The sequence below is a fragment of the Dysgonomonas sp. GY75 genome, assembly GCF_015234155.1.
Lineage (GTDB): Bacteria > Bacteroidota > Bacteroidia > Bacteroidales > Dysgonomonadaceae > Dysgonomonas > Dysgonomonas gadei.
Genome location: NZ_JADCLQ010000062.1, coordinates 26,362 through 45,948, shown reverse-complemented (window position 1 = coordinate 45,948; position 19,587 = coordinate 26,362). Strand labels below are relative to the sequence as shown.

The window sequence follows — 19,587 nt, the reverse complement described above, 5'->3', positions numbered from 1 at the left end:
ATCTCAACTTGATTCAACAACTTCAGGAAGCTGTATTTCCTAAACTTAAGAAATGTTGGAGATCAAACATATGGCCCATTGTACAGATTCAGGTCGGATATTATCTTCATTTGATCTATATCGGGAAAATAAATGGAACTGATGTTCAGCCAATCCAAGCATCTATCTTAGATGAAAGAGTAAGTCTCCGGGACTTTAAACTGTTTATCAGATCAGTTTGTCGTTTAATAATCTTATATCCGAAATGGAAAGGTAAATTGAAGAATAAAATATTACTTTCAGGCTTCAAAGCACACAACACAGGTATATATAATCAATACATTGATCCTTATAAAGAAATATTAAAGAAGAATAATGAAGAAAGTGAAACTATCTTTATCGACGATATTTTCTCTGACTATCAGAATGATTTTTATCTACTATGCAGACATTTACATATAGTCATTCTTTTTCTATCGAGAATAAAAAATAAAATATTCAGCAACCAGATCAAGAACATTAAATATAATGCAAACTTAATTAAGTCCTTCTTTACAGAGCAGACTTCTTTAGATGCACACTATATAGAGTCCTTGGTATATAGCAGTGTCGCGGAGAACCATTTTTACTATATTTATTTCAAATATCTATTAAAGATAATATCTCCCCGGAAAGTATGGTGTTATGTTTATTACAACAATCAGCAAAGTGCATTAATAAGAGGTGCTAATTCCTTGAAAATAGCAACGTGTGAATATCAGCATAGTGCTATCTCCGACAATCACTTTGCTTACACTCGCTGGAGTAAAATATATGAATATTCATATCATTTTCCCCATACCTTTTATGTATGGAACGAAGATGATAAAAAGTTAATCATCCGTAATTTTTCCGAAAATTCGTTTCAACCACAGGTAATAGTTTCGGGGAACTATTATTTATTGTCACAAAAAGAAAATACACAGTATATATCAAAAGAAACAAACAATGATATTCTAATTTGTTTGCAAGGAATGTGGATTCCACAATTTATCGAAGATACCATCGCTGAATCCGACACAAGGAAATGGTATATTCGCCTGCATCCCAGATATCCACAGGATAGGCCTCACCTATTATCATTATGCAAAAAATATCCGGACAGAGTTGAAATTGAAGAAGCAAACCGACAACCATTATATGAATTATTCAAAAAAGTATCTACATTGCTTGTTTCATTTTCGGGAACTGCAATAGAAGCAAAAGAGTTTAGGCTAAAAGTAATTATATTTGGAGAAGAAGGCTATAACAGTTATAAAGATTTTATCAATAACGGAGATTTTTCATATGTAGACAGTAAAGATAATTTATTAAAAATCATGGAGAAAAATAAAACAATCTCGTGAATAAAAAGTAATGAAATGAAAATACTTTGTATATCACACGGTAGCACATTAAATGGAGCGGAAAGGTCATTTGCAGAAATGCTCGAGGCTTTTTCCATAGCTGGACATGAACTATATGCTGTATTTCCATATCATGGCGAATTAATAGAATTATGTAAACCGTATCTTAACAGCTTTACAATAGTGCATCAACCTTGGTGGCACGACCATGGTACTGAACTTTCATTAAAAGAAAAGACAAGAAGACTATTTAGTATATTAATAAACACTAGAAATAGCTTACACGTAATCAGGAAGATAAAACCTGACATCGTTATTACCAATTCCTCAGTCATCCCATGTGGAGCTATAGCAAGCAAGATCGCAAGAATAAGGCATTTATGGTACTTTAGAGAAATAGGGAAAGAAGATTTAGGATTTAATTACATTTATGGAAAAAAACTGTCTTTATGGCTAGCTAATAAATTATCGTCAACAATATTATTCAATTCTTACTTTTTAGAGTCTAAATATGAAAAATACATTTCAAAGAGAAAGCGGAAAGTTGTATATCAAGCGGTATCACTAAAAACAAATAACCAATATATAAAGAAAGATCAATCCTGTGATATTTTAACACTGATCATTGTTGGACGTTTTGCAAAAGGAAAGGGCCAAGTACAGGCTTTGCAAGCAGTACATACCTTAATACGACAAGGAGAGAAAGTCAGATTATTATTAGTTGGTGCAAGTCGTGATTCTTATTCAAATCAGATTAAAGATTATATCGAAAAACATGATCTATCATCATACATATTACCTATCGATTTCTCGAAAGATATCAGTGAATATTATTACCAAGCGGATATTGCCCTTGTATGCTCCAGGTGTGAAGCATTTGGCCGCGTTACTATTGAATCTATGAAGATGGGATTACCTGTTATTGCGTCAAATACAGGAGCTAACAGTGAACTTGTCAAAGAAGGTTTTAATGGATATTTATACGAATTTAGTAACAGTAAAGATTTGGCAAATAAAATTTTAATGTTAAAAGATAAAGATACTAGAAAGATGTTTGCAACTCAAGCTAAAGAGTGGGCTGATATAACCTTTACCATGAAAAATTATTCGTCGAACCTGAATGAAATAATAAATAATTATGAACGATAATATACGTCCCATCGCCATATACCTCCCCCAATATCATCTTATACCCGAAAATGACAAAGCCTGGGGTGATGGTTTTACAGAATGGACCAATGTAAAGAAAGCTAAACCTTTATTTGAGGGACATTATCAGCCTCATATACCAGATAAAAAAACAGGTTATTATGACTTGCGTGATCCAGAAATTATGGTGAAACAGGCCGAAATGGCAAAAGAGTATGGTATCCATGGATTTGCTTTTTATCATTATTGGTTTCAAGGCAAGAGGTTGCTAAATCTACCGATAGATAATATGCTGAACCTAGGTAAACCAGATTTCCCATTCTGTTTTATCTGGGCAAATGAGCCCTGGAGTAAACGTTGGGATGGAAGCGAAAACGAAATTATCCAAGAACAAACATATTCGGAAGAAGATGATTTGAATCATATAAAGTTTCTAATACCTATCTTTAAAGATAAAAGATATATAAGAGTTAACGGAAAGCCCTTATTTGCAATATATAAATCAGCTGATTTCCCTGACATTTCAAAAACTATCCGAATATGGAGGGAAGAAGCCGCGAAAGAAGGGCTGGAGTTATATATATGCCGGATAGACAGATGGAACTCCAATGCGAAACAACAAGTGGTAGATTTAGATATTGAAGCATCCATAGAATTTCAACCGTTAAGCCCGTCCCTCGAACGTTTTCTGAAAAGAGAATGGACTATCGGAGAAAGATTAAGAAATCGTATAAGTAAAATAATAGACAGATATTTTAACGAAAACAGAAAAGTCAATCAAACAATTATCAATATGCAAAAGTTTGTTGATTTTGACAATCGCTATTTTCATACGGATCATAAATGCTACCCTTGTGTATGTCCGTCTTGGGATAATTCTGCAAGGAAAAAAGAGGCTATAATTTTCACCCATTCTTCACCTAAGGTTTTTTATAAATGGATTAAAGGAAAATTAAATAAATTCACACCATATTCAAAAGACGAAAATTTCCTATTTATTAATGCATGGAACGAATGGGCAGAAGGGAATCATCTCGAACCATGCCAAAAATGGGGAAAAGGGTATTTAAATGCCTTAAAAAAGGCGTTGGACGAAAACAAATAGATTTTATGAAAATAATTGTAATAGTAGTCACCTACAATGGTATGAAATGGTATAAGAATTGTTTCGATAGCATAAGAAACTCTTCGATACATGCCGATACCATTGTTATCGATAATAACTCAAGCGACGGCACTGTACAATTTATCAAAGATAATTATCCGGAAATCAATCTGATAGAAAGCAAAGTCAATTTAGGATTCGGAAAAGCGAACAATATTGGGTTAAAGTATGCAATAGAAATAGACGCTGACTTCGTTTTTCTCCTGAATCAGGATGCATGGGTTCGCCCCGACACAATTGAAAAACTCGCAGTAAAACTGGAAGAAAACCTCGAATACGGGATATTGAGTCCGGTACACCTGAATGGAAAAGAAAACGAATTAGATGCTAACTTCGCTGCTTATATTCGGCCTGCCGCATGCTCAAATCTTATTTCTGATTTTATAATAAAGGGAAAGGCCGAAGACAAGATTTATCCTGTCAAATTTGTAAATGCAGCATTCTGGATGATTTCAAAAACATGCCTTTTAACCATCGGTGGATTTGATCCGGTTTTTCCTCATTATGGAGAAGATGATAATTATATCGGGCGGGTCGAATATCATGGTTTTAGAACGGGAATTTACCCTAAAGTATATGGGGTGCATGACAGGACGTTCAAAGGCAGGAAATCATTAAAAGAAATCAAAGACAGAAAGTATATCTATCATTTGATTATCCTGACAGGTATTTATATGCCTTTCCGAAAATGCATATTCCGTTCTTTCTATTATCTGTTTATGGAGTCTTTGGGCCATTTATTCCATTTGGCATATAAGGATATATGGATTAATCTTTGCGTTTCGTTAAGACTCATAAAGACTATCCCGAAAATATTAAATAATCGCAGAACTTCGAAAGTAAAAGGTTTAAGTTTCTTACCTGAAAAATAAGAGTATGGATAATCAGCCCCTTTTTTCTGTTCTCATAGCCAATTACAACAACGGCCGCTTCCTTGCTGAAGCCCTGGAGAGTGTTTACAAGCAATCATATAACAATTGGGAAGTTATAATCGTGGACGATCATTCAGATGACAATTCATTTACGGTATACAATCAATTAAAAAATGATGAGCGTATAAAAATATACTGCAATAGTGAAAATCAGGGAGCCGGATTTACAAAAAGAAAATGTGTGGAAATGGCTTCAGGAAATATCTGTGGATTTCTTGACCCTGACGATGCACTAACCGATGATGCACTGAGAAAAATGGTTAATGCCCATCGGGATAATCCAACTGTATCACTTGTCCATTCTATATCATATCACTGTGATGAAAATCTGAAAGTAATCAAGACGAATGACGCACCTAAACAAATTGTAGCGAATGACCCGTATTTCCTGAACATGGAAAGCGCCATATCACATTTTTCTTCATTCAAACGAAATTTTTATCAAAAAACCGAAGGTATAGATCCATATTTACAAAGAGCGGTAGACCAAGACCTTTACTTAAAATTGTATGATGTGGGTGAAACCTATTTTCTGAATGAAGAATTATATTACTACCGCATACATAATTCAGGAATATCCACCAACGAAAATATAGGCAAGGCCTACTTTTGGCATTGGGTTGTAATTATCAATACCGGAAAAAGAAGAGGGATGAATTATGAAGACTTATTTTGCAAAAGCCTCGCTTCAAAATCCGAATATGATAAGTTGGAAAACAAATACTTGAAACTGCGCAAATATGAAAAGCTTAATAACTTATTAGGAAGCATAAGACGTAAATTCTAAATAAATGAAAATCACCCACATATCAACAGGAATAACGGGTGGTGGTGCAGGGATCGCCACGCTCAGACTTCATCAGCATCTGATGAAGGAACCGGGCATACAGTCCGAGCTAGTCCAACGTTTTCCTATCGATCCTGAATTTGCTATTGCAAATAATATTCATACAGTCGGTACAGGGCGTTCCCTTATAATAAGGGCTTTGAAAAAATATAACCTACATGCAGAACACTTTCATTGGGTAAAACTAAATAAATATCCTAAGAATTATGAAATAGCTACGTTTGCAACAACATCATACAGGTTAGAACAACTGCCCATCATAAAAGATGCTGATATCATCCATTTACATTGGATTTCGGAGTTTCTCAATTATCCTACTTTCTTCAAAAATATAACGCGTCCCATTGTATGGACGCTGCATGACATAAATCCGTTTATGGGCATGTTTCATTTCGAATCGGATAGGATCAAAAACATCGAGAGATATGGTAAAATTGATAATCAGGTACGAAATATCAAGATAAAAGCCATTAATAAAAACAAGAATATCCATATAGTCTGCCTTTCGGAATGGATGAAGAAAAAGTCCGAAGCGAGTGCTGTTTTCTGCAATTACCCTCACTATTTGATACCCAATGGACTCGATTTTTCAAACTACCCGGTTATAGATAAAACCTATGCTAAGCAGAAGACAGGAATCAGCACTAATCTGAAAACTTTCATAATAGTAGGGGCGCATCTTAGTAACATACAAAAAGGATTCCCGATGTTTTTTGAAACTATAAATAAGATGGAACGCAACGATTTTCAGATAATATCAGTAGGCCAACTACCCGATAGTATGAAAATAAGGTCTGGTATCAATCATATTCACTTCGATAAGATAACCGATATATCAGCACTCAATCGATTATACTCTGCTGCCGATCTAACCGTTATACCGTCAAAAGAAGACAACTTACCCAATGTCATGCTCGAATCATTTGCAAATGGTACTCCTGTTATAAGTTTCAGCAATGGAGGTATGGCAGAACATATAAAAACCGGGGAAAACGGAATATTACTCTCTGAAACAGGGGTAGAACCTTTAACACAGGGACTTAACGATTTCTTAAATAATAAGTATACCTTTGAGGAAAAAGCAATCAGGGATTATGCCGTAAATACATTCTCCGATACATTACAGACTCAAAAATATATACAATTATATAAAGACATACTGAGCAGATAAGAATATGAAATTATCCATTATAACAATAAACTTCAACAATGCCGATGGGCTTAGAAAGACCATCGAAAGTGTTATATCTCAAAACCAATCAGGCTTTGAATACATTGTTATTGATGGAAATTCAACCGATGGCAGCATAGAAGTTATAAAAGAGTCTAACAATCACATTTCCTTCTGGCTGAGTGAGGCAGATACAGGCGTCTATAATGCTATGAACAAAGGCATTAAACACGCCAACGGAGAATACCTCCTTTTTCTCAATAGCGGGGATACCCTCCTTAAAGATGCCGGACTGACTGGAATTATTGATAAACTGACAGGAGAGGATATAATCTATTACAACCTCGAAATTTGTGATACAACAAACAATAATAAGTTTATCAAGTTCTATCCTGATTATATAGACTTTAAATACCTGATTGAAGACGGACTCCCACATATGGGTACTTTTATAAAAAGAAATACCCTGATCGATTATGGCGGTTATTCGGAGCAGATGAGAATATCCTCCGACTGGGCTTTCTTCATCGATGCTATCTGCCTTAACAATGCTTCATATAAACATATCGACGATTGTTTTTCTACATTCTATCTGGACGGAATGAGCTCCGATAGTCAAAACCGCCAGGTATTAACAGACGAAAGGAACAATCATATTGCTACTACATACCCACTATATCAAAGTGTGTACAATGGCTGGATAGAGAAAAAACAGGAACTGTACAAACTGAAAACATCAGTAAGCGTAAGGTTTCTTAAAAAGATAGGATTATTGAAATGGCTGAAACTATAAATAAGACAACTCCCCCACCCTCGATTTCGGTAATTGTTCCCTGTTACAATCAGGCGGAATACCTGCCGGAAACACTGCAATCGGTATTAGAGCAGGATTACAGTGATTGGGAATGCATTATAGTGGATGACGGTTCACCTGATAATACCCGGGAAGTAGCCGCACAGTGGACAGAAAAAGACCAGCGTTTCAGATATTTCAGGAAAGAGAACGGCGGACTGTCCGACGCCCGCAATTTCGGTATAAAACATGCTTCAGGAAAATACATCCTGCCGTTGGATTCTGATGATAAGATAAGCCCCCAATATATTAGCGAAGCTGTGGATGTTCTCGAAGAAGATCCGGAAGTGAAGGTAGTTTACAGTAATCTCATCTTATTCGGGACGAAAAACCAAAAGCTTAAAACCCCCGACTATAGCTATAAAAGATTATTCACTGAGAACCCTATATTCTGCTCGGGGATATACAGGCGGAGTGATTTCCTGCAAACAGGAGGTTACAATACCAATATGGCTGGAGGACTCGAAGATTGGGACTTTTGGCTCGGATTTATCAAAGAAGAAGACAAAGTCGTAAAATTGGAGAAATACCATTTCTACTATCGCATAAAAGAGGTTTCAATGCTTTCGTCCCTTGATAAAGAGAAAAATGAGCGATTATTACTCCAAATCTTCAAGAATCATGTACCTTTGTTCCTCGGATACATCAACCCTGTAAGAGACCATATCGAAGCTACCTACTATAAATGGGAAGCCGATTTATACAAAAAATCGATAGAATACAAGATAGGAGATTTCTTTTATTCACCGGTCAAATTTTTGAGGAAAGTATTCCGGAAAAAGCCCTTGAAAGAGGAGTAAGATTGATACAAACTATTATGAAGATAAACGTCATACTAATCACTTATAATCAGGCTGCATATATGCCTCAGACGCTCGAAGGCATACTGATGCAGGAGACTGCACATGAAGTAGAGATTATTGTGGCTGACGATTGTTCTACCGACAATACAGTAGATATCATAAAAGAATACGAAAATAAAACCGGGTTCAAATTCACATACCTTCAAAAATTCCATAATGTAGGCTATAATAAAAATTATCAGCAAGCTTTTGCCGCCTGCACTGGTGATTATGTAGCCATTATGGAAGGAGATGATTATTGGCTGAAACCGAATCATTTACAAAATCATATAGACCATCTTGAAGCCGAGCCCAATTCTTCAATGAGTTACAACAGGCACCTGCGTCTATTTATCGACCTGGACAGAGAAGAAATATTCGACTGGACAGAGAGTAAAGATTATGAACTCATTACCACTGAGCAACTGGCTTTGGGAAATAAGATAGGCAACCTGTCATGCTGCGTATTCAGGGGAAAACATGTGCAAAACCTTGATCCTAGGCTGTTCGATATGGAAATTGCCGACTGGATGTTGGGGATGTATATGGGGCAATTCGGTCCTCTACTCTATCTTGAAGATGTTACTTCCGCTTACCGGATACACGACAACGGCCAATGGTCGAAGATGGATGATAAAGCCCAATATCTGCGAATCATTGAATTCATAAACGAGTACGACAAATACTTCAATTATAAATATACTGAAGCTTTTACAAAACATAAACGGAGGCTGGAAATACTACTCTATGGCGACAAATCGCTACGGGGACGTATAAAAAGCATTACCCCGGGTTTTATTCGAAAAATATACCGGAAACTATAGAAAACAAAGATTATGAATAAACAAATATTTGTAACGCAACCGGCACTACCGCCATTAGAAGAATTCATCCCTTATCTGCAACAGATATGGGACAATAAGATATTGACCAACAACGGGCCTTTTCACCAACAGTTTGAACAGGAACTGGCTGATTATCTCGGAGTGAAATATATCTCGGTATTCTCTAATGGTACATTGGCTCTCATCACGGCATTACAGGCTCTGCGTATAACGGGAGAAGTAATAACTACGCCGTTCAGCTTTGTCGCAACCACCCATTCACTTTGGTGGAATAATATCAAGCCTGTATTTGTGGACATCGACGATAAGTATTACAATATAGACCCGGCAAAGATAGAAGCGGCCATAACACCGCAAACAACAGCGATCATGCCTGTGCATGTATATGGTAACCCTTGCAATGTAGAGGAAATACAACGTATCGCCGATATATACGGCCTACGGGTAATCTATGATGCAGCCCATGCTTTTTCAGTAAAGAAAGACGGGCAATCGGTGATGAACTGGGGCGACCTTTCCATTCTGAGTTTCCATGCCACAAAAGTATATAATACAATTGAGGGTGGTGCTATTGTTTGTCAGGATGAAAAGACCAAGCAACGCATCGATTTGCTCAAAAACTTCGGGTTCCGAAACGAAACCACCGTCATAGAACCGGGTATCAATGCCAAGATGAATGAGTTACAAGCAGCTTATGGTTCCCTTCAGCTCAAATACGTAGACAGTTATATAGCCAAACGCCTGGAATTGGCAAAATTATATGATAGCCTGCTGAAAGATATCCCCGGAGTATCTTACATGGAAGTAGCCGAAGGAGTACAGCACACCTACCCGTATTATCCTGTGCGCATCAATACGGCAGAATACGGCATGAGCCGGGACGAACTTTATTTCAAATTACAGGAATATGATATTTTCGGACGCCGCTACTTCTACCCGCTTATCAGCGATTTCCCTACATACAAAGGGCTGCCGTCGGCAAGCGTGGCTAACCTCCCGATAGCAGGGCAGGTATCCAAAGAAATCGTATGCCTTCCTATATATGCCAATCTGGAATTTGACGAAGTACGTCGAATCTGCGATTTAATAAAAAATAAACCTTGGGGAAAATGAAACTGGGGATAATGCAGCCTTACTTTTTGCCGTATATCGGATATTTTCAATTGCTGAATGCTGTTGATAAATATGTGATATACGATAATATTCAATACACAAAAAAAGGCTGGATTAACAGGAACCGGATTTTGCAAAACGGCAAAGATTTGATGATTACTATTCCATTGGAAAAAGATTCGGATTATCTGGATGTCAAAGAACGAAGTTTATCGGTTGGTTTCGATAAAAAGAAATTATTAAATCAAATAAGAGAATCTTATAGGAAAGCTCCTTATTTTGAACAGGTAATGCCTTTGATAGAGAGAATCATCAATTACGACGATAACAATCTGTTTCATTATATAGATAACTCTGTTCGCGAAATATGCAGATATTTGGAAATTAATACAGAGATAATTATATCCTCTTCTCTCGGCATCGATCATTCCCTAAAAGGACAGGATAAAGTAATTGCAATCTGTAAAGAACTGAAAGCTACGGATTATTATAATGCAATCGGGGGGCAAGAGTTATACTCACCCGAAGAGTTTAAGAAAGAAAATATAAACCTGCATTTCATTTCTTCCAGTCCGATTGAATACAAACAGTTTGCGAATGAATTTGTACCCTGGCTTTCCATACTGGATGTAATGATGTTCAATTCTTTAGAGGATATACATAGAATATTAGATAATTATGAATTAATATAATCCGGCTGATATATGGAAAGAAGTAAAGGCGAAATCATTATACCGGAAGAACTCGTAAAACTCCTCAATGATAACAATGAAGAAAAGGAGTTCTTCGAGAGTCTCACAGATGGATATAAACGGGGATACTGTGACTGGATAGGCGGAGCCAAACAACAGGCAACCCGGGAAGTAAGAGCTGGAAAGGCTTTAATCATGTTAAAGAACAAACAGAAAACGCTCAAGACATAACTATATCGAATGAAAGAAATTGGAGGATACTTCGAACTTCAGCTCCGCAAAGGCGAGCATTACCACAAAGAAGCGGTACGGCTGAATACTGCCCGTAATTGCCTTGAATATATTCTGAAAGCAAAGAAGTATAGAAAGATATATATTCCATATCTCAACTCAGAGGTAATATGGGAGCCTATAAAGAAATTAGGCCTCGAATCTGAATTCTACTCTGTCGATTTCAATATAGACCCGGTCTTCGATAAGGAACTGGCTAAAGATGAAGTATTCCTTTACTCAGACATATATGGAATCAAATGCAATACTGTCGAAAAGCTAGTCAGGAGGTTTGGTAAGCAGCTCATTGTGGATAATACCCATGCATTCTATTCCAGACCATATGAAGGAATAGATACGATCTACTCTCCACGTAAGTTTTTCGGACTGCCCGATGGCGCATATCTTTATACAGATACATTGCTGGACGAAGTATTCGAGCAGGATATGGCAATACCTCATATGACGCACCTGATGAAGCGTATCGAATATGGGAATGCAGGCGCAGCCTATCAGGATTATCTCGACTATTGTGCCAGCCTAATTAATCAGCCGATAAAAAGGATGTCTAATCTGGCAAATGCCTTGCTGGCGAATATAGATTATGAAAATCTGAAACAAAGGCAGATAAGCAACTTCAAGTATCTGCATTCTATCTTAGGTAAAGACAATATATATGAGTTCGACAACTTTCCCGATGATACCTGTCCGCTCAGTTATATGTTCTATTCGGAAAATACGAACCTGAGGGAAAAGCTGATAGACAATAAGATATTCGTCTCCACTTATTGGAAAGCAACCCTGGACTTAGTCGAAAAAGATTCTGACGAATACAGGATTGTAAATTATCTTTTACCTTTACCTTGTGATCATCGGTATGAGGAGGAGGATATGAGAAGGATCATAGATGTGATATATAGCTAAAATGACTGAACAAAAGAACATAATGGTCTCCGTTTCCATGATAACTTACAATCATGAGAAGTTTATAGCCGAAGCTATTGAAGGAGTAGTCATGCAAAAGACGGATTTCCCTTTCGAACTCGTTATCGGCGAAGATTGCAGTACCGATAACACACGGGCCATATGTATCGAATATCAGAAAAAATATCCTGATATTATCAAGTTGAGGCTACCCGAAACCAATCAGGGTATGATGCTCAACTGGATAAACAATATAAACTCCGGACAGGGCAAATACATTGCTCTTTGCGATGGAGACGACTATTGGACCGACCCTTACAAATTACAGAAGCAGGTCGACTTTATGGAAGCTAATCCCGGTTTCGTCATGTGTTCTCATAAGGCCCATACACTAATGTGTGGCGTTTTGGACGAAAATATAGAGATGGAACGGGATATACTGACAACGGAAGACCTTATCAGCAAAGACTGGGGATTACTCACCGCGTCTATCTTTTTCCGTAAAGACGCGCATAAAACACCCGACTGGTATTATACTGTAAAGAATGGGGACTATGCCCTGCAACTCATTGTTTCCCTGTCAGGTAAAATCAAGTTCCTGCCTGAATATATGGCAGTGTACCGACAACATCTGGGCGGAATATCATCTACATTGAAGCCTTTGAATCAAACCGCATGGATGGTATATTTATTGCATGAATTTGATAAGTATACCAATCATAAATATAAGAAGATTGTCAAAGAGCGCATAAAAAGGATGTATAAGGTACAAATTTACTATGCCAAAGGCTATAGCTTGCGAAAGGCCGCTGCTATACTTACTTTGTTCCAGAAATTGTGTTACATCAATCCCTTTCTGATAAAATCGCAACGTAAATAAAATATGAAACTGTCCATTATAACCATCAACCTGAATGACGAAGCTGGTCTGCAAAAGACTATCGACAGTGTTGTTTCACAAACATTTACCGATTATGAGTTTATCATCATCGACGGTAAGTCCACTGACGGCAGTGTAGACCTTATCCGCAAATATGAAGATAAGATATCATACTGGGTAAGTGAAAAGGACAACGGCATATATAACGCTCAAAACAAAGGTATAAAGCAGTCAAAAGGCGAATACCTGTACTTCCTCAACTCCGGCGACGCCCTATATGAAAAAGATACCCTCGAGAAGGTCTTTGCAGACTATCCGCACGCCCCTTTTATCTGCGGCAGCTTCTATATGGAGCAAAAAGGGAAACTGGAAGCCGACACCTCATATAAAGACCGCGACTGGCATATGGCCATCTACGAGCTGTTTTCCGGATTCCTTTGCCATCAGGCATTCTTTATTCATCGCAGCAACTTCGAAAAATATGGACTATATGACGAGACCCTGCGGGTAGTAGCCGACTGGAAACTATTCTTTCAGGGAATAGGAATAGACCAGCTACCTGTAAAGTATGTAGACACATTTATAGTCATCTACAATATGGAGGGCTTCAGTACACAAATCGGCGGAGGTGTCATCTACCCCGAAAAACTGAAAGTATGCCGTGAATTCCTCAACGAAAATGCTGTCAAAAAACTGGAACGGCTCTATTATCTAGAACAAAATGGCTTTGTGACCGATATTATGAAGTCTAAACGTTGGATATACAACGGATTCCGTGCATTCTGCAAAATCGGGCGTATCTTCGGTTTTGTAAAGGGCTAATCCATCACATTTACTTCGCTTTCGGGTATATTTGCAGAACGTATGCGCCATTCCTGCGGGTAAAGGTTATTAGCACGATTCCCTATATTTTTCACAAATCCTATTGGAACATTCTTATATGTCAGAAGAATATAGCCTTTCGGCATATCCTGTAATATCAGGGCTTCCTTTCTTAGATAGCTTATAGCTGTTTTCCAATCCATATCGTAAGTTTCAAAGGCTTTTACATTCAGATAATTGCTTAAAGCCAACGATTGCGCAGGAATAAAATCCTTTCCTTTAAATTCACCCAGACAAATACCTTCCGATACAATATTCAGACTCGAATTTAAAATACAGACATCATTATACAGTTCCTCCGTAAAGGCATACCAGGAATCACCCTTCGGATAAAATACAAATTGCTCTTTATCCAGAATATAATCTTTGTATTGATCAGGCAATTCCACTCTGTTCTTTTTCTCATTCCGTTTTCTCCTGAAGTCGGTACGGACACCCTCTTCCTGCTGCTTCCGCAACAAAGCAAAGAAAAACCCCTCCCCTTTTGTCTTGTGAGGAAAAAAGCGACAAGCAGGAATATCCTCTGCAAAAGAAGGGCTTATCCCCCACTCTTCCTGTATATCCACTGGCAATACTTCTGCTCCTAATTCATCGCGAATCCACTGTACATTTTCTTCATTCTCTTCCAGATTATAGGTACACGTACTGTATAATAATAATCCGTCGGGTTTTAGTGCAGGCCAGATATCCGCTAAAATCCGTTGCTGCCGTTCTTTGCATAATCTTGCATTATCGACAGACCATTCGGATATTGCTCCCTCATCTTTCCGGAACATCCCCTCACCCGAACAGGGAGCATCGACAAGTATGATATCGAAGAAGCCTTTCAGTTTGCCTATTTGAGCAGGATCATTGTTTATTACCACGACATTCGGATTGCCCCATTTAGTCATATTTTCAGACAAAACATTTGCCCGCGAACGGATTACCTCATTCGATACCAACAAGCTATCTTTGTTCAATAAATCAGCTATCAGAGTAGATTTACCTCCGGGAGCCGCACACAAGTCCAAAACTTTCACATCATCCTCTGCATACTGCTTCAATGCCTGCCCTATAAACATGGAAGACGCTTCCTGCACATAGTAACAGCCTGCATGAAACAAGGGATCGAACGTAAATTGCGGCCGTTTGCCAAGATAATACCCTGTATCGCACCATGGTACTTTTACTCCGGATATTCCTATTCCCTTCATTCGGCTCAAACGGATGCTGGTTGGTGAATCACTGCTTAATGCTGCGATAAGGTCGTCCCATTCTTCTCTCAGGAGCGGTTTGGTCCGTATTATAAAATCATCAGGTAAATTCATTTTTTCCAGTTATTAGCCCCACTCCTCGGGAGGAGACTTTAGATGCTACTCACCCTCTCCAAAGCCCCATTGGGGAGGTTAGAGGGCTAAAAGGTAACAAAGGTAACACTTTTTCCACTTTTTTCACCTGTTACATATTTCATTTTCTACGTCTCTTTTTCCTTTTATTCTGTTGGCTTACAGCCTTTCGATTATTATTGGCAATCAGTCTCCGCTTTATTTCCTGACGGGCTGCAAAGGCATTATCCATTCGCTCGAAATATTCATTCATTTCCGCTTCGTCAATCTCGCTGCTATCTTCATCATCATTCTCTGCTATGGCCTGTTCCATATCATCGTCCACCTCCTGTGTCTCCATTTGTGCAAGTGCGGATTCGCTCTCCGGCTCTTCGGGCATACAAAGGGAGTCCGGCTCAGTCTCCGTCATATATTCTTTTTCTTTCCAGTCTTTTCCCTCCTCTTGTGGAAGGCGGGAAAGGCTTTGTTTATCCTGTCTGTCCAACAGCAGCTTTATGGTACGCAGATCGGGCAGGCAATTCTTCCGTTTTATCGTTTTCGATTGCAAGGATACTCCCTCCGGATTACCGGGATCAGGCAGGTAAATTTCTTTTTCTTCAACCATGATATAGCCGTCGAGCCGTTTTTTCAGGGACGAATACAACATCTGGCGTGTTCTTTCCTCCCGCCGATTCTCGGCTTTGGATATTTCCCGCGCCAGTTCGGGCTTGGTGTCTTTCCACGTGTAAAATGTTTTACGGCTGATACCCATTACCCTGCATATTTCAGCCACCGAACAAAAATCATCCTCTATCAATGATACGATTTTTTCTACTGATTCTTCACTATACTTTGCCATAAGGTTTTTATGGTATAGATAAATGATTCGGAATTTGATAATGAGCAACCAGTAATTACCTAAGCCCCAGCATTTTCAGTTTCAATAAGAACAAAGGTCTATTCCGTCACTTTCATCTTACGCTTCCTATACCATACCCAAAACAGTGCGAACAGAATAATTAATATAATTAAGTCAGGCTCCGTCATCGGCTGTGTCTCGTCATTCAGGTCGAGCGCCCTGTGACCCGACATAACTTCTTCCTGCTTCTTTTTCAGTATAGCCTTCTGTGCGTCGTTTTCTACAACAATGTAGGATGTAAGCGGACTCATTATCCCCGATTTGAAACTGTTTTGCAGCAGGCTGAGCCACTCTTTATCGGCGGTTTCGGGATGTAATACCTGATGCATCCATTGTGCCTGCATCAGCAACCCCGATTCCCAGTTCTTTTTATTTATTGCATCCTGATTTATGTCCAGTGTTTTATCTTTTGTATTTAGTATAACGGACGCTTTGTTATCGTCAGGCAGATATACAAGCGGATTACTTAGGCGCGGCCATACTTTTACGGCTTTTAACGGGATAGAGTCGATAATGCTCTCTGTTACTTTTATACCCTTCGAAAAAGAATGTCCTTTCAGGCTGTCGTTTTGCAACGAATAAAACCTGTCTCCTTCGGGATAAGTAAACTCCATATCAGCAAAATCATTATAAAGAATAGCCTTCTGTATATTATCGCTCAATACAACTATAACAGGGTATGTCATTTGAGGATCGGTATAGGAATCGAAAAGGATTTTCTTTACAGCCCTGTCGAGGAAAAATCCCCCTTCGAATTTTTGCTTTTTCAGTTCTTCCTGCCATTCATTTTTCAACGAAAAGGTTTTTATATAAGTGTTTGTAAACGATATTTTCGCATTTTCTCTGTCAATCAGATTACGGTCGAGCAGCTTGTTTATTTCGTCAAGATACTTTCCGGCTTTTTCTCTATCAGTTCTTTTTTCTTCCGGCAGATATTGTCCCGCTATTTCATAATCACCCACATTTGCAGATATATCGACAATGAAGTGGTAATATGGTTTGCGTTCTACTGTCTCCAGTTTTTGTTTTTCCTGTCCCGAAATATATGTTACTCCTGCCATATGTACATTCGGGTCTGTATGCATTTGCATTTCAGTATCTCCAAGCATAATCCGGTTGCCGTCTATATCGATAGTGACAGGCTCTTTGTGAATAAACTCGATTCCGGTATATCTCGTCTCGTCTGTTTGAAATGGAAAGACTTTGAATTCCACTGTATTTCCCGACAGGTAGCGAAGTAGTCCCGGGTCTCTGCTTACATTTCTTATCTGATTGAATACCCATGTTGCAGTTTTTTTTTCGGCCAGTATACCCGGTTCTTTCACATCTCCTACATAGAGGTAATAATCGCTTATCCAGCATCCGGCAGGCAAATCTATTTTTGTTATATATTCAGCATCCCGGAGAGGAACATTTTCGTTGTATATTGAGAGGTCTATCCAACTGACCCATGCTTTTTGTGCATCATCATATTTACTGCTATGTTGGATATCTGTTATTTTTATTTTTTGTATTGTGTCGTTTCCCGGACTTTGCCACATCCTGCTGCGTCTGTTATTATTTGCTTCATGGCCATTGAACAGGTTGTAAATCAGAGTCCGTTTACTTTCCGAAAGGGTCAGATTGTCTAGTACTAACCACTTATAGTAGCTTGACAGATACGGGGTGGAAGAATAGAATGCCGTACCGCCCGTTGGGTCGTGTGTTTCTGTAGCTTCCAATATACGGTCTACAGATTTTGCATTTAGTTTATATTCTTTCCTATAGTCGGGACTATAAAGATATTCGAGTGTTGTGTGCAGTATGCTGCGGTCGTATTTATAAGTAATCGTTATTGCTGTTGGCAACACACAAATACTAATGATTGTAATCGTATATAATAATGGTTTCTTATAGCTTCGTTTTAGGTTATTGAAGTCCTTTACGATATCATTGAGATGTATAGGGAATAAAATTAATGGTGTGAGCATCAGGAACCCTCCTCCGAAAATGATAATGGCAAACACCGACAACGGCAGGAAAGGCAACATGACCAGGAAAAAGTAAAGCGTATACATAAATGTGATACATCTCCCTGTGTAGAGAGATAACCTTAGCTGCCTGTTTTCCGGTATCGGGATGCAGATAAGCAAACCGTTTGCAACGGCTATAATATAAAACCACGGATCGGAGAAATTTCCGAACAGGTTATCGAAATTCTTATTGATATACAAACCCAATATCGGAAATATAATAGCAACCGGAATTTTCCATGCCAGCTCATATTCTTTAAAGATATTCCGGCGTGATATAAGTATATAAATAAAGCGAATGATAAAAAACAGAAAAGCGGCAGTAGCCAGAATAGCGGATACAAGGTAGAGATGTTCACTCCCGAATCTCATTCCGTCCCACAATGGCAATACCAATGTAGCAAAAACATAAATAAAAAACGGAATACTTATGGCCACTGCAATATTTATGGATGCCTTTTGGTTTCTGGCATGCGGAGTGAGTAAAATGGCCAGGGCAAACAAAGTATATATAAGTGTGGGCATAAGAAAAGCCCCTACATACATAGGCAGGTTTCCCGATATCATCCAATCGGGAATGCCGGATGGCACCAAATAGGTATAATTATAATAATATGCGTATATAAAACTGAGAAAAGCAATAAATGATACAATACAGTAAACTATATCTACCCGTTTTTTGCGCACCATCTGTACAATAGCATAGGCAGCATTCAGCAATGCAAGCATAACCAGTACAATTGCAAACGACTTCCAGCGTGTCAGTTCGGAATAATCCAGCAAGCTTTTTATTATTTGAAATTCGCCCCATTCCAGAAATAGGATCAGTATGACAGGTAAAGTGTTGATAAGGAATATCCATTTAGGATTAAGCAGTTTTCTCATGATTGCGTTGTATTTTGTTTATTATCTGATTTAGAAGTAAATATCCGAATATAAGAAAGGAGAGGTAGACAAAAATCCCTTCAGCCTGATGTATCAACTTATCCGGAAGGCCGGAAGCTGAATAGAAACCTGTATCCATTATCAGCATATACCCTGTTATGCGTGATATATTGGCTATAAGAGTTATCATATAAGAAAGAATGAAAGATGCGGGTATAACGAGCCATTTTTTTATAATACCTGTTTTTATAAATACAAAAGCAATCATCAGAAAACTGATCAACAGAAAGTTAAAACCCGAACACGACTTATTGATCACCATATTTATCTGCGGATAAAAATATCCTGATGCATTATTGTAGATAGCATCCGATCCAGATATCAGTTCTATGGCTTTATTAGTAGGACCAAGCAGAAACCGTATATTATCGGTATCTAAATGTGGATAAGCCAGTTTTAAACCTGCGAATATGCAGAAGCAAAGAATTGAAAGTGTTATTTTATTTTCCATAAAAAAGAACTTTGAAAAACAAAG

19 protein-coding genes are annotated in these 19,587 nt (G+C 38.2%); 15 read left to right on the top strand and 4 right to left on the bottom strand.

The features are described from left to right. Positions 1–257: 257 nt before the first annotated feature. Genes IR083_RS22690 through IR083_RS22620 form a run of 15 tightly spaced genes read left to right on the top strand, consistent with a single transcriptional unit; the run spans position 258 to position 13,869 of the window. The gene (locus IR083_RS22690) at positions 258–1,364 is read left to right on the top strand and encodes a hypothetical protein (RefSeq protein WP_194226036.1); all 1,107 of its coding nucleotides are present in this window, start codon (positions 258–260) and stop codon (positions 1,362–1,364) included. Between the two features lie 15 nt (positions 1,365–1,379). Beyond that, on the top strand, positions 1,380–2,513 hold the full coding sequence (locus tag IR083_RS22685; protein WP_006797551.1) for a glycosyltransferase family 4 protein: 1,134 nt from the start codon (positions 1,380–1,382) through the stop codon (positions 2,511–2,513). Next, positions 2,503–3,618 carry a glycoside hydrolase family 99-like domain-containing protein gene (locus IR083_RS22680; RefSeq protein ID WP_194226035.1) on the top strand — a complete coding sequence of 372 codons (1,116 nt, stop codon included), beginning with the start codon at positions 2,503–2,505 and terminating at the stop codon, positions 3,616–3,618. Before IR083_RS22685 ends, IR083_RS22680 begins: the two co-directional genes overlap by 11 nt. Before the next feature lie 5 nt (positions 3,619–3,623). Next, positions 3,624–4,550: a glycosyltransferase family 2 protein gene (locus tag IR083_RS22675; protein ID WP_006797549.1), complete on the top strand. Its 927-nt coding sequence runs from the start codon at positions 3,624–3,626 to the stop codon at positions 4,548–4,550. A 4-nt stretch (positions 4,551–4,554) separates the two neighbouring features. After that, positions 4,555–5,397, top strand: a complete 843-nt coding sequence (locus tag IR083_RS22670; protein WP_006797548.1) for a glycosyltransferase family 2 protein — start codon at positions 4,555–4,557, stop codon at positions 5,395–5,397. A gap of 4 nt (positions 5,398–5,401) precedes the next feature. After that, positions 5,402–6,628: a glycosyltransferase gene (locus tag IR083_RS22665; RefSeq protein ID WP_006797547.1), complete on the top strand. Its 1,227-nt coding sequence runs from the start codon at positions 5,402–5,404 to the stop codon at positions 6,626–6,628. A 4-nt stretch (positions 6,629–6,632) separates the two neighbouring features. Beyond that, on the top strand, positions 6,633–7,421 hold the full coding sequence (locus tag IR083_RS22660) for a glycosyltransferase family 2 protein (RefSeq protein WP_006797546.1): 789 nt from the start codon (positions 6,633–6,635) through the stop codon (positions 7,419–7,421). Further along, positions 7,406–8,281 carry a glycosyltransferase family 2 protein gene (locus tag IR083_RS22655; protein ID WP_194226034.1) on the top strand — a complete coding sequence of 292 codons (876 nt, stop codon included), beginning with the start codon at positions 7,406–7,408 and terminating at the stop codon, positions 8,279–8,281. The genes IR083_RS22660 and IR083_RS22655 overlap by 16 nt, the downstream gene beginning before the upstream one ends. 17 nt (positions 8,282–8,298) lie before the next feature. Beyond that, positions 8,299–9,147 carry a glycosyltransferase gene (locus tag IR083_RS22650; RefSeq protein WP_044215271.1) on the top strand — a complete coding sequence of 283 codons (849 nt, stop codon included), beginning with the start codon at positions 8,299–8,301 and terminating at the stop codon, positions 9,145–9,147. 12 nt (positions 9,148–9,159) lie between these two features. Continuing rightward, on the top strand, positions 9,160–10,281 hold the full coding sequence (locus tag IR083_RS22645) for a DegT/DnrJ/EryC1/StrS family aminotransferase (protein ID WP_194226033.1): 1,122 nt from the start codon (positions 9,160–9,162) through the stop codon (positions 10,279–10,281). Next, a complete protein-coding gene (locus tag IR083_RS22640; RefSeq protein WP_194226032.1) occupies positions 10,278–10,973 on the top strand; it encodes a WbqC family protein in 696 nt (231 codons plus the stop codon). Before IR083_RS22645 ends, IR083_RS22640 begins: the two co-directional genes overlap by 4 nt. 12 nt (positions 10,974–10,985) lie before the next feature. After that, positions 10,986–11,204: a YdeI/OmpD-associated family protein gene (locus tag IR083_RS22635; protein ID WP_006797541.1), complete on the top strand. Its 219-nt coding sequence runs from the start codon at positions 10,986–10,988 to the stop codon at positions 11,202–11,204. 9 nt (positions 11,205–11,213) lie between these two features. Beyond that, on the top strand, positions 11,214–12,167 hold the full coding sequence (locus IR083_RS22630) for a hypothetical protein (protein ID WP_194226031.1): 954 nt from the start codon (positions 11,214–11,216) through the stop codon (positions 12,165–12,167). Between the two features lies 1 nt (position 12,168). Further along, entirely contained in the window at positions 12,169–13,047 is an 879-nt protein-coding gene (locus IR083_RS22625) for a glycosyltransferase (RefSeq protein ID WP_242052516.1), read from the top strand. Positions 13,048–13,050: 3 nt separating this feature from the next. Further along, positions 13,051–13,869 carry a glycosyltransferase family 2 protein gene (locus IR083_RS22620; RefSeq protein WP_194226030.1) on the top strand — a complete coding sequence of 273 codons (819 nt, stop codon included), beginning with the start codon at positions 13,051–13,053 and terminating at the stop codon, positions 13,867–13,869. On the opposite strand, the gene IR083_RS22615 is transcribed toward IR083_RS22620, so the two are convergent. The 4 genes from IR083_RS22615 to xrtK form a co-directional block, all read right to left on the bottom strand. Continuing rightward, positions 13,866–15,239 (bottom strand): methyltransferase RsmF C-terminal domain-like protein, encoded by a 1,374-nt coding sequence (locus tag IR083_RS22615; RefSeq protein WP_006797536.1) that lies wholly within the window; start codon positions 15,237–15,239, stop codon positions 13,866–13,868. The two genes, IR083_RS22620 and IR083_RS22615, sit on opposite strands and share 4 nt — an antisense overlap. Before the next feature lie 139 nt (positions 15,240–15,378). After that, complete coding sequence (locus IR083_RS22610; protein WP_194226029.1) at positions 15,379–16,095, bottom strand: phBC6A51 family helix-turn-helix protein; 717 nt, start codon at positions 16,093–16,095, stop codon at positions 15,379–15,381. A gap of 98 nt (positions 16,096–16,193) precedes the next feature. Continuing rightward, the gene (locus tag IR083_RS22605) at positions 16,194–19,052 is read right to left on the bottom strand and encodes an MSEP-CTERM sorting domain-containing protein (RefSeq protein ID WP_194226028.1); all 2,859 of its coding nucleotides are present in this window, start codon (positions 19,050–19,052) and stop codon (positions 16,194–16,196) included. Then, positions 19,036–19,563: an exosortase K gene (gene xrtK / locus IR083_RS22600; RefSeq protein ID WP_194226027.1), complete on the bottom strand. Its 528-nt coding sequence runs from the start codon at positions 19,561–19,563 to the stop codon at positions 19,036–19,038. The genes IR083_RS22605 and xrtK overlap by 17 nt, the downstream gene beginning before the upstream one ends. Positions 19,564–19,587 lie beyond the last annotated feature (24 nt).

What these genes read in the sequence shown, in the direction of transcription:
- IR083_RS22675 (WP_006797549.1), top strand. Translation starts at nt 3,624, where the DNA reads ATGAAAATAATTGTAATAGTAGTCACCTACAATGGTATGAAATGGTAT.
- IR083_RS22630 (WP_194226031.1), top strand. Translation starts at nt 11,214, where the DNA reads ATGAAAGAAATTGGAGGATACTTCGAACTTCAGCTCCGCAAAGGCGAG.
- IR083_RS22635 (WP_006797541.1), top strand. Translation starts at nt 10,986, where the DNA reads ATGGAAAGAAGTAAAGGCGAAATCATTATACCGGAAGAACTCGTAAAA.
- IR083_RS22665 (WP_006797547.1), top strand. Translation starts at nt 5,402, where the DNA reads ATGAAAATCACCCACATATCAACAGGAATAACGGGTGGTGGTGCAGGG.
- IR083_RS22615 (WP_006797536.1), bottom strand. Translation starts at nt 15,239, where the DNA reads ATGAATTTACCTGATGATTTTATAATACGGACCAAACCGCTCCTGAGA.
- IR083_RS22660 (WP_006797546.1), top strand. Translation starts at nt 6,633, where the DNA reads ATGAAATTATCCATTATAACAATAAACTTCAACAATGCCGATGGGCTT.
- IR083_RS22680 (WP_194226035.1), top strand. Translation starts at nt 2,503, where the DNA reads ATGAACGATAATATACGTCCCATCGCCATATACCTCCCCCAATATCAT.
- IR083_RS22655 (WP_194226034.1), top strand. Translation starts at nt 7,406, where the DNA reads ATGGCTGAAACTATAAATAAGACAACTCCCCCACCCTCGATTTCGGTA.
- IR083_RS22685 (WP_006797551.1), top strand. Translation starts at nt 1,380, where the DNA reads ATGAAAATACTTTGTATATCACACGGTAGCACATTAAATGGAGCGGAA.
- IR083_RS22650 (WP_044215271.1), top strand. Translation starts at nt 8,299, where the DNA reads ATGAAGATAAACGTCATACTAATCACTTATAATCAGGCTGCATATATG.
- IR083_RS22645 (WP_194226033.1), top strand. Translation starts at nt 9,160, where the DNA reads ATGAATAAACAAATATTTGTAACGCAACCGGCACTACCGCCATTAGAA.
- IR083_RS22610 (WP_194226029.1), bottom strand. Translation starts at nt 16,095, where the DNA reads ATGGCAAAGTATAGTGAAGAATCAGTAGAAAAAATCGTATCATTGATA.
- IR083_RS22670 (WP_006797548.1), top strand. Translation starts at nt 4,555, where the DNA reads ATGGATAATCAGCCCCTTTTTTCTGTTCTCATAGCCAATTACAACAAC.
- IR083_RS22625 (WP_242052516.1), top strand. Translation starts at nt 12,169, where the DNA reads ATGACTGAACAAAAGAACATAATGGTCTCCGTTTCCATGATAACTTAC.
- IR083_RS22640 (WP_194226032.1), top strand. Translation starts at nt 10,278, where the DNA reads ATGAAACTGGGGATAATGCAGCCTTACTTTTTGCCGTATATCGGATAT.
- xrtK (WP_194226027.1), bottom strand. Translation starts at nt 19,563, where the DNA reads ATGGAAAATAAAATAACACTTTCAATTCTTTGCTTCTGCATATTCGCA.
- IR083_RS22620 (WP_194226030.1), top strand. Translation starts at nt 13,051, where the DNA reads ATGAAACTGTCCATTATAACCATCAACCTGAATGACGAAGCTGGTCTG.
- IR083_RS22605 (WP_194226028.1), bottom strand. Translation starts at nt 19,052, where the DNA reads ATGAGAAAACTGCTTAATCCTAAATGGATATTCCTTATCAACACTTTA.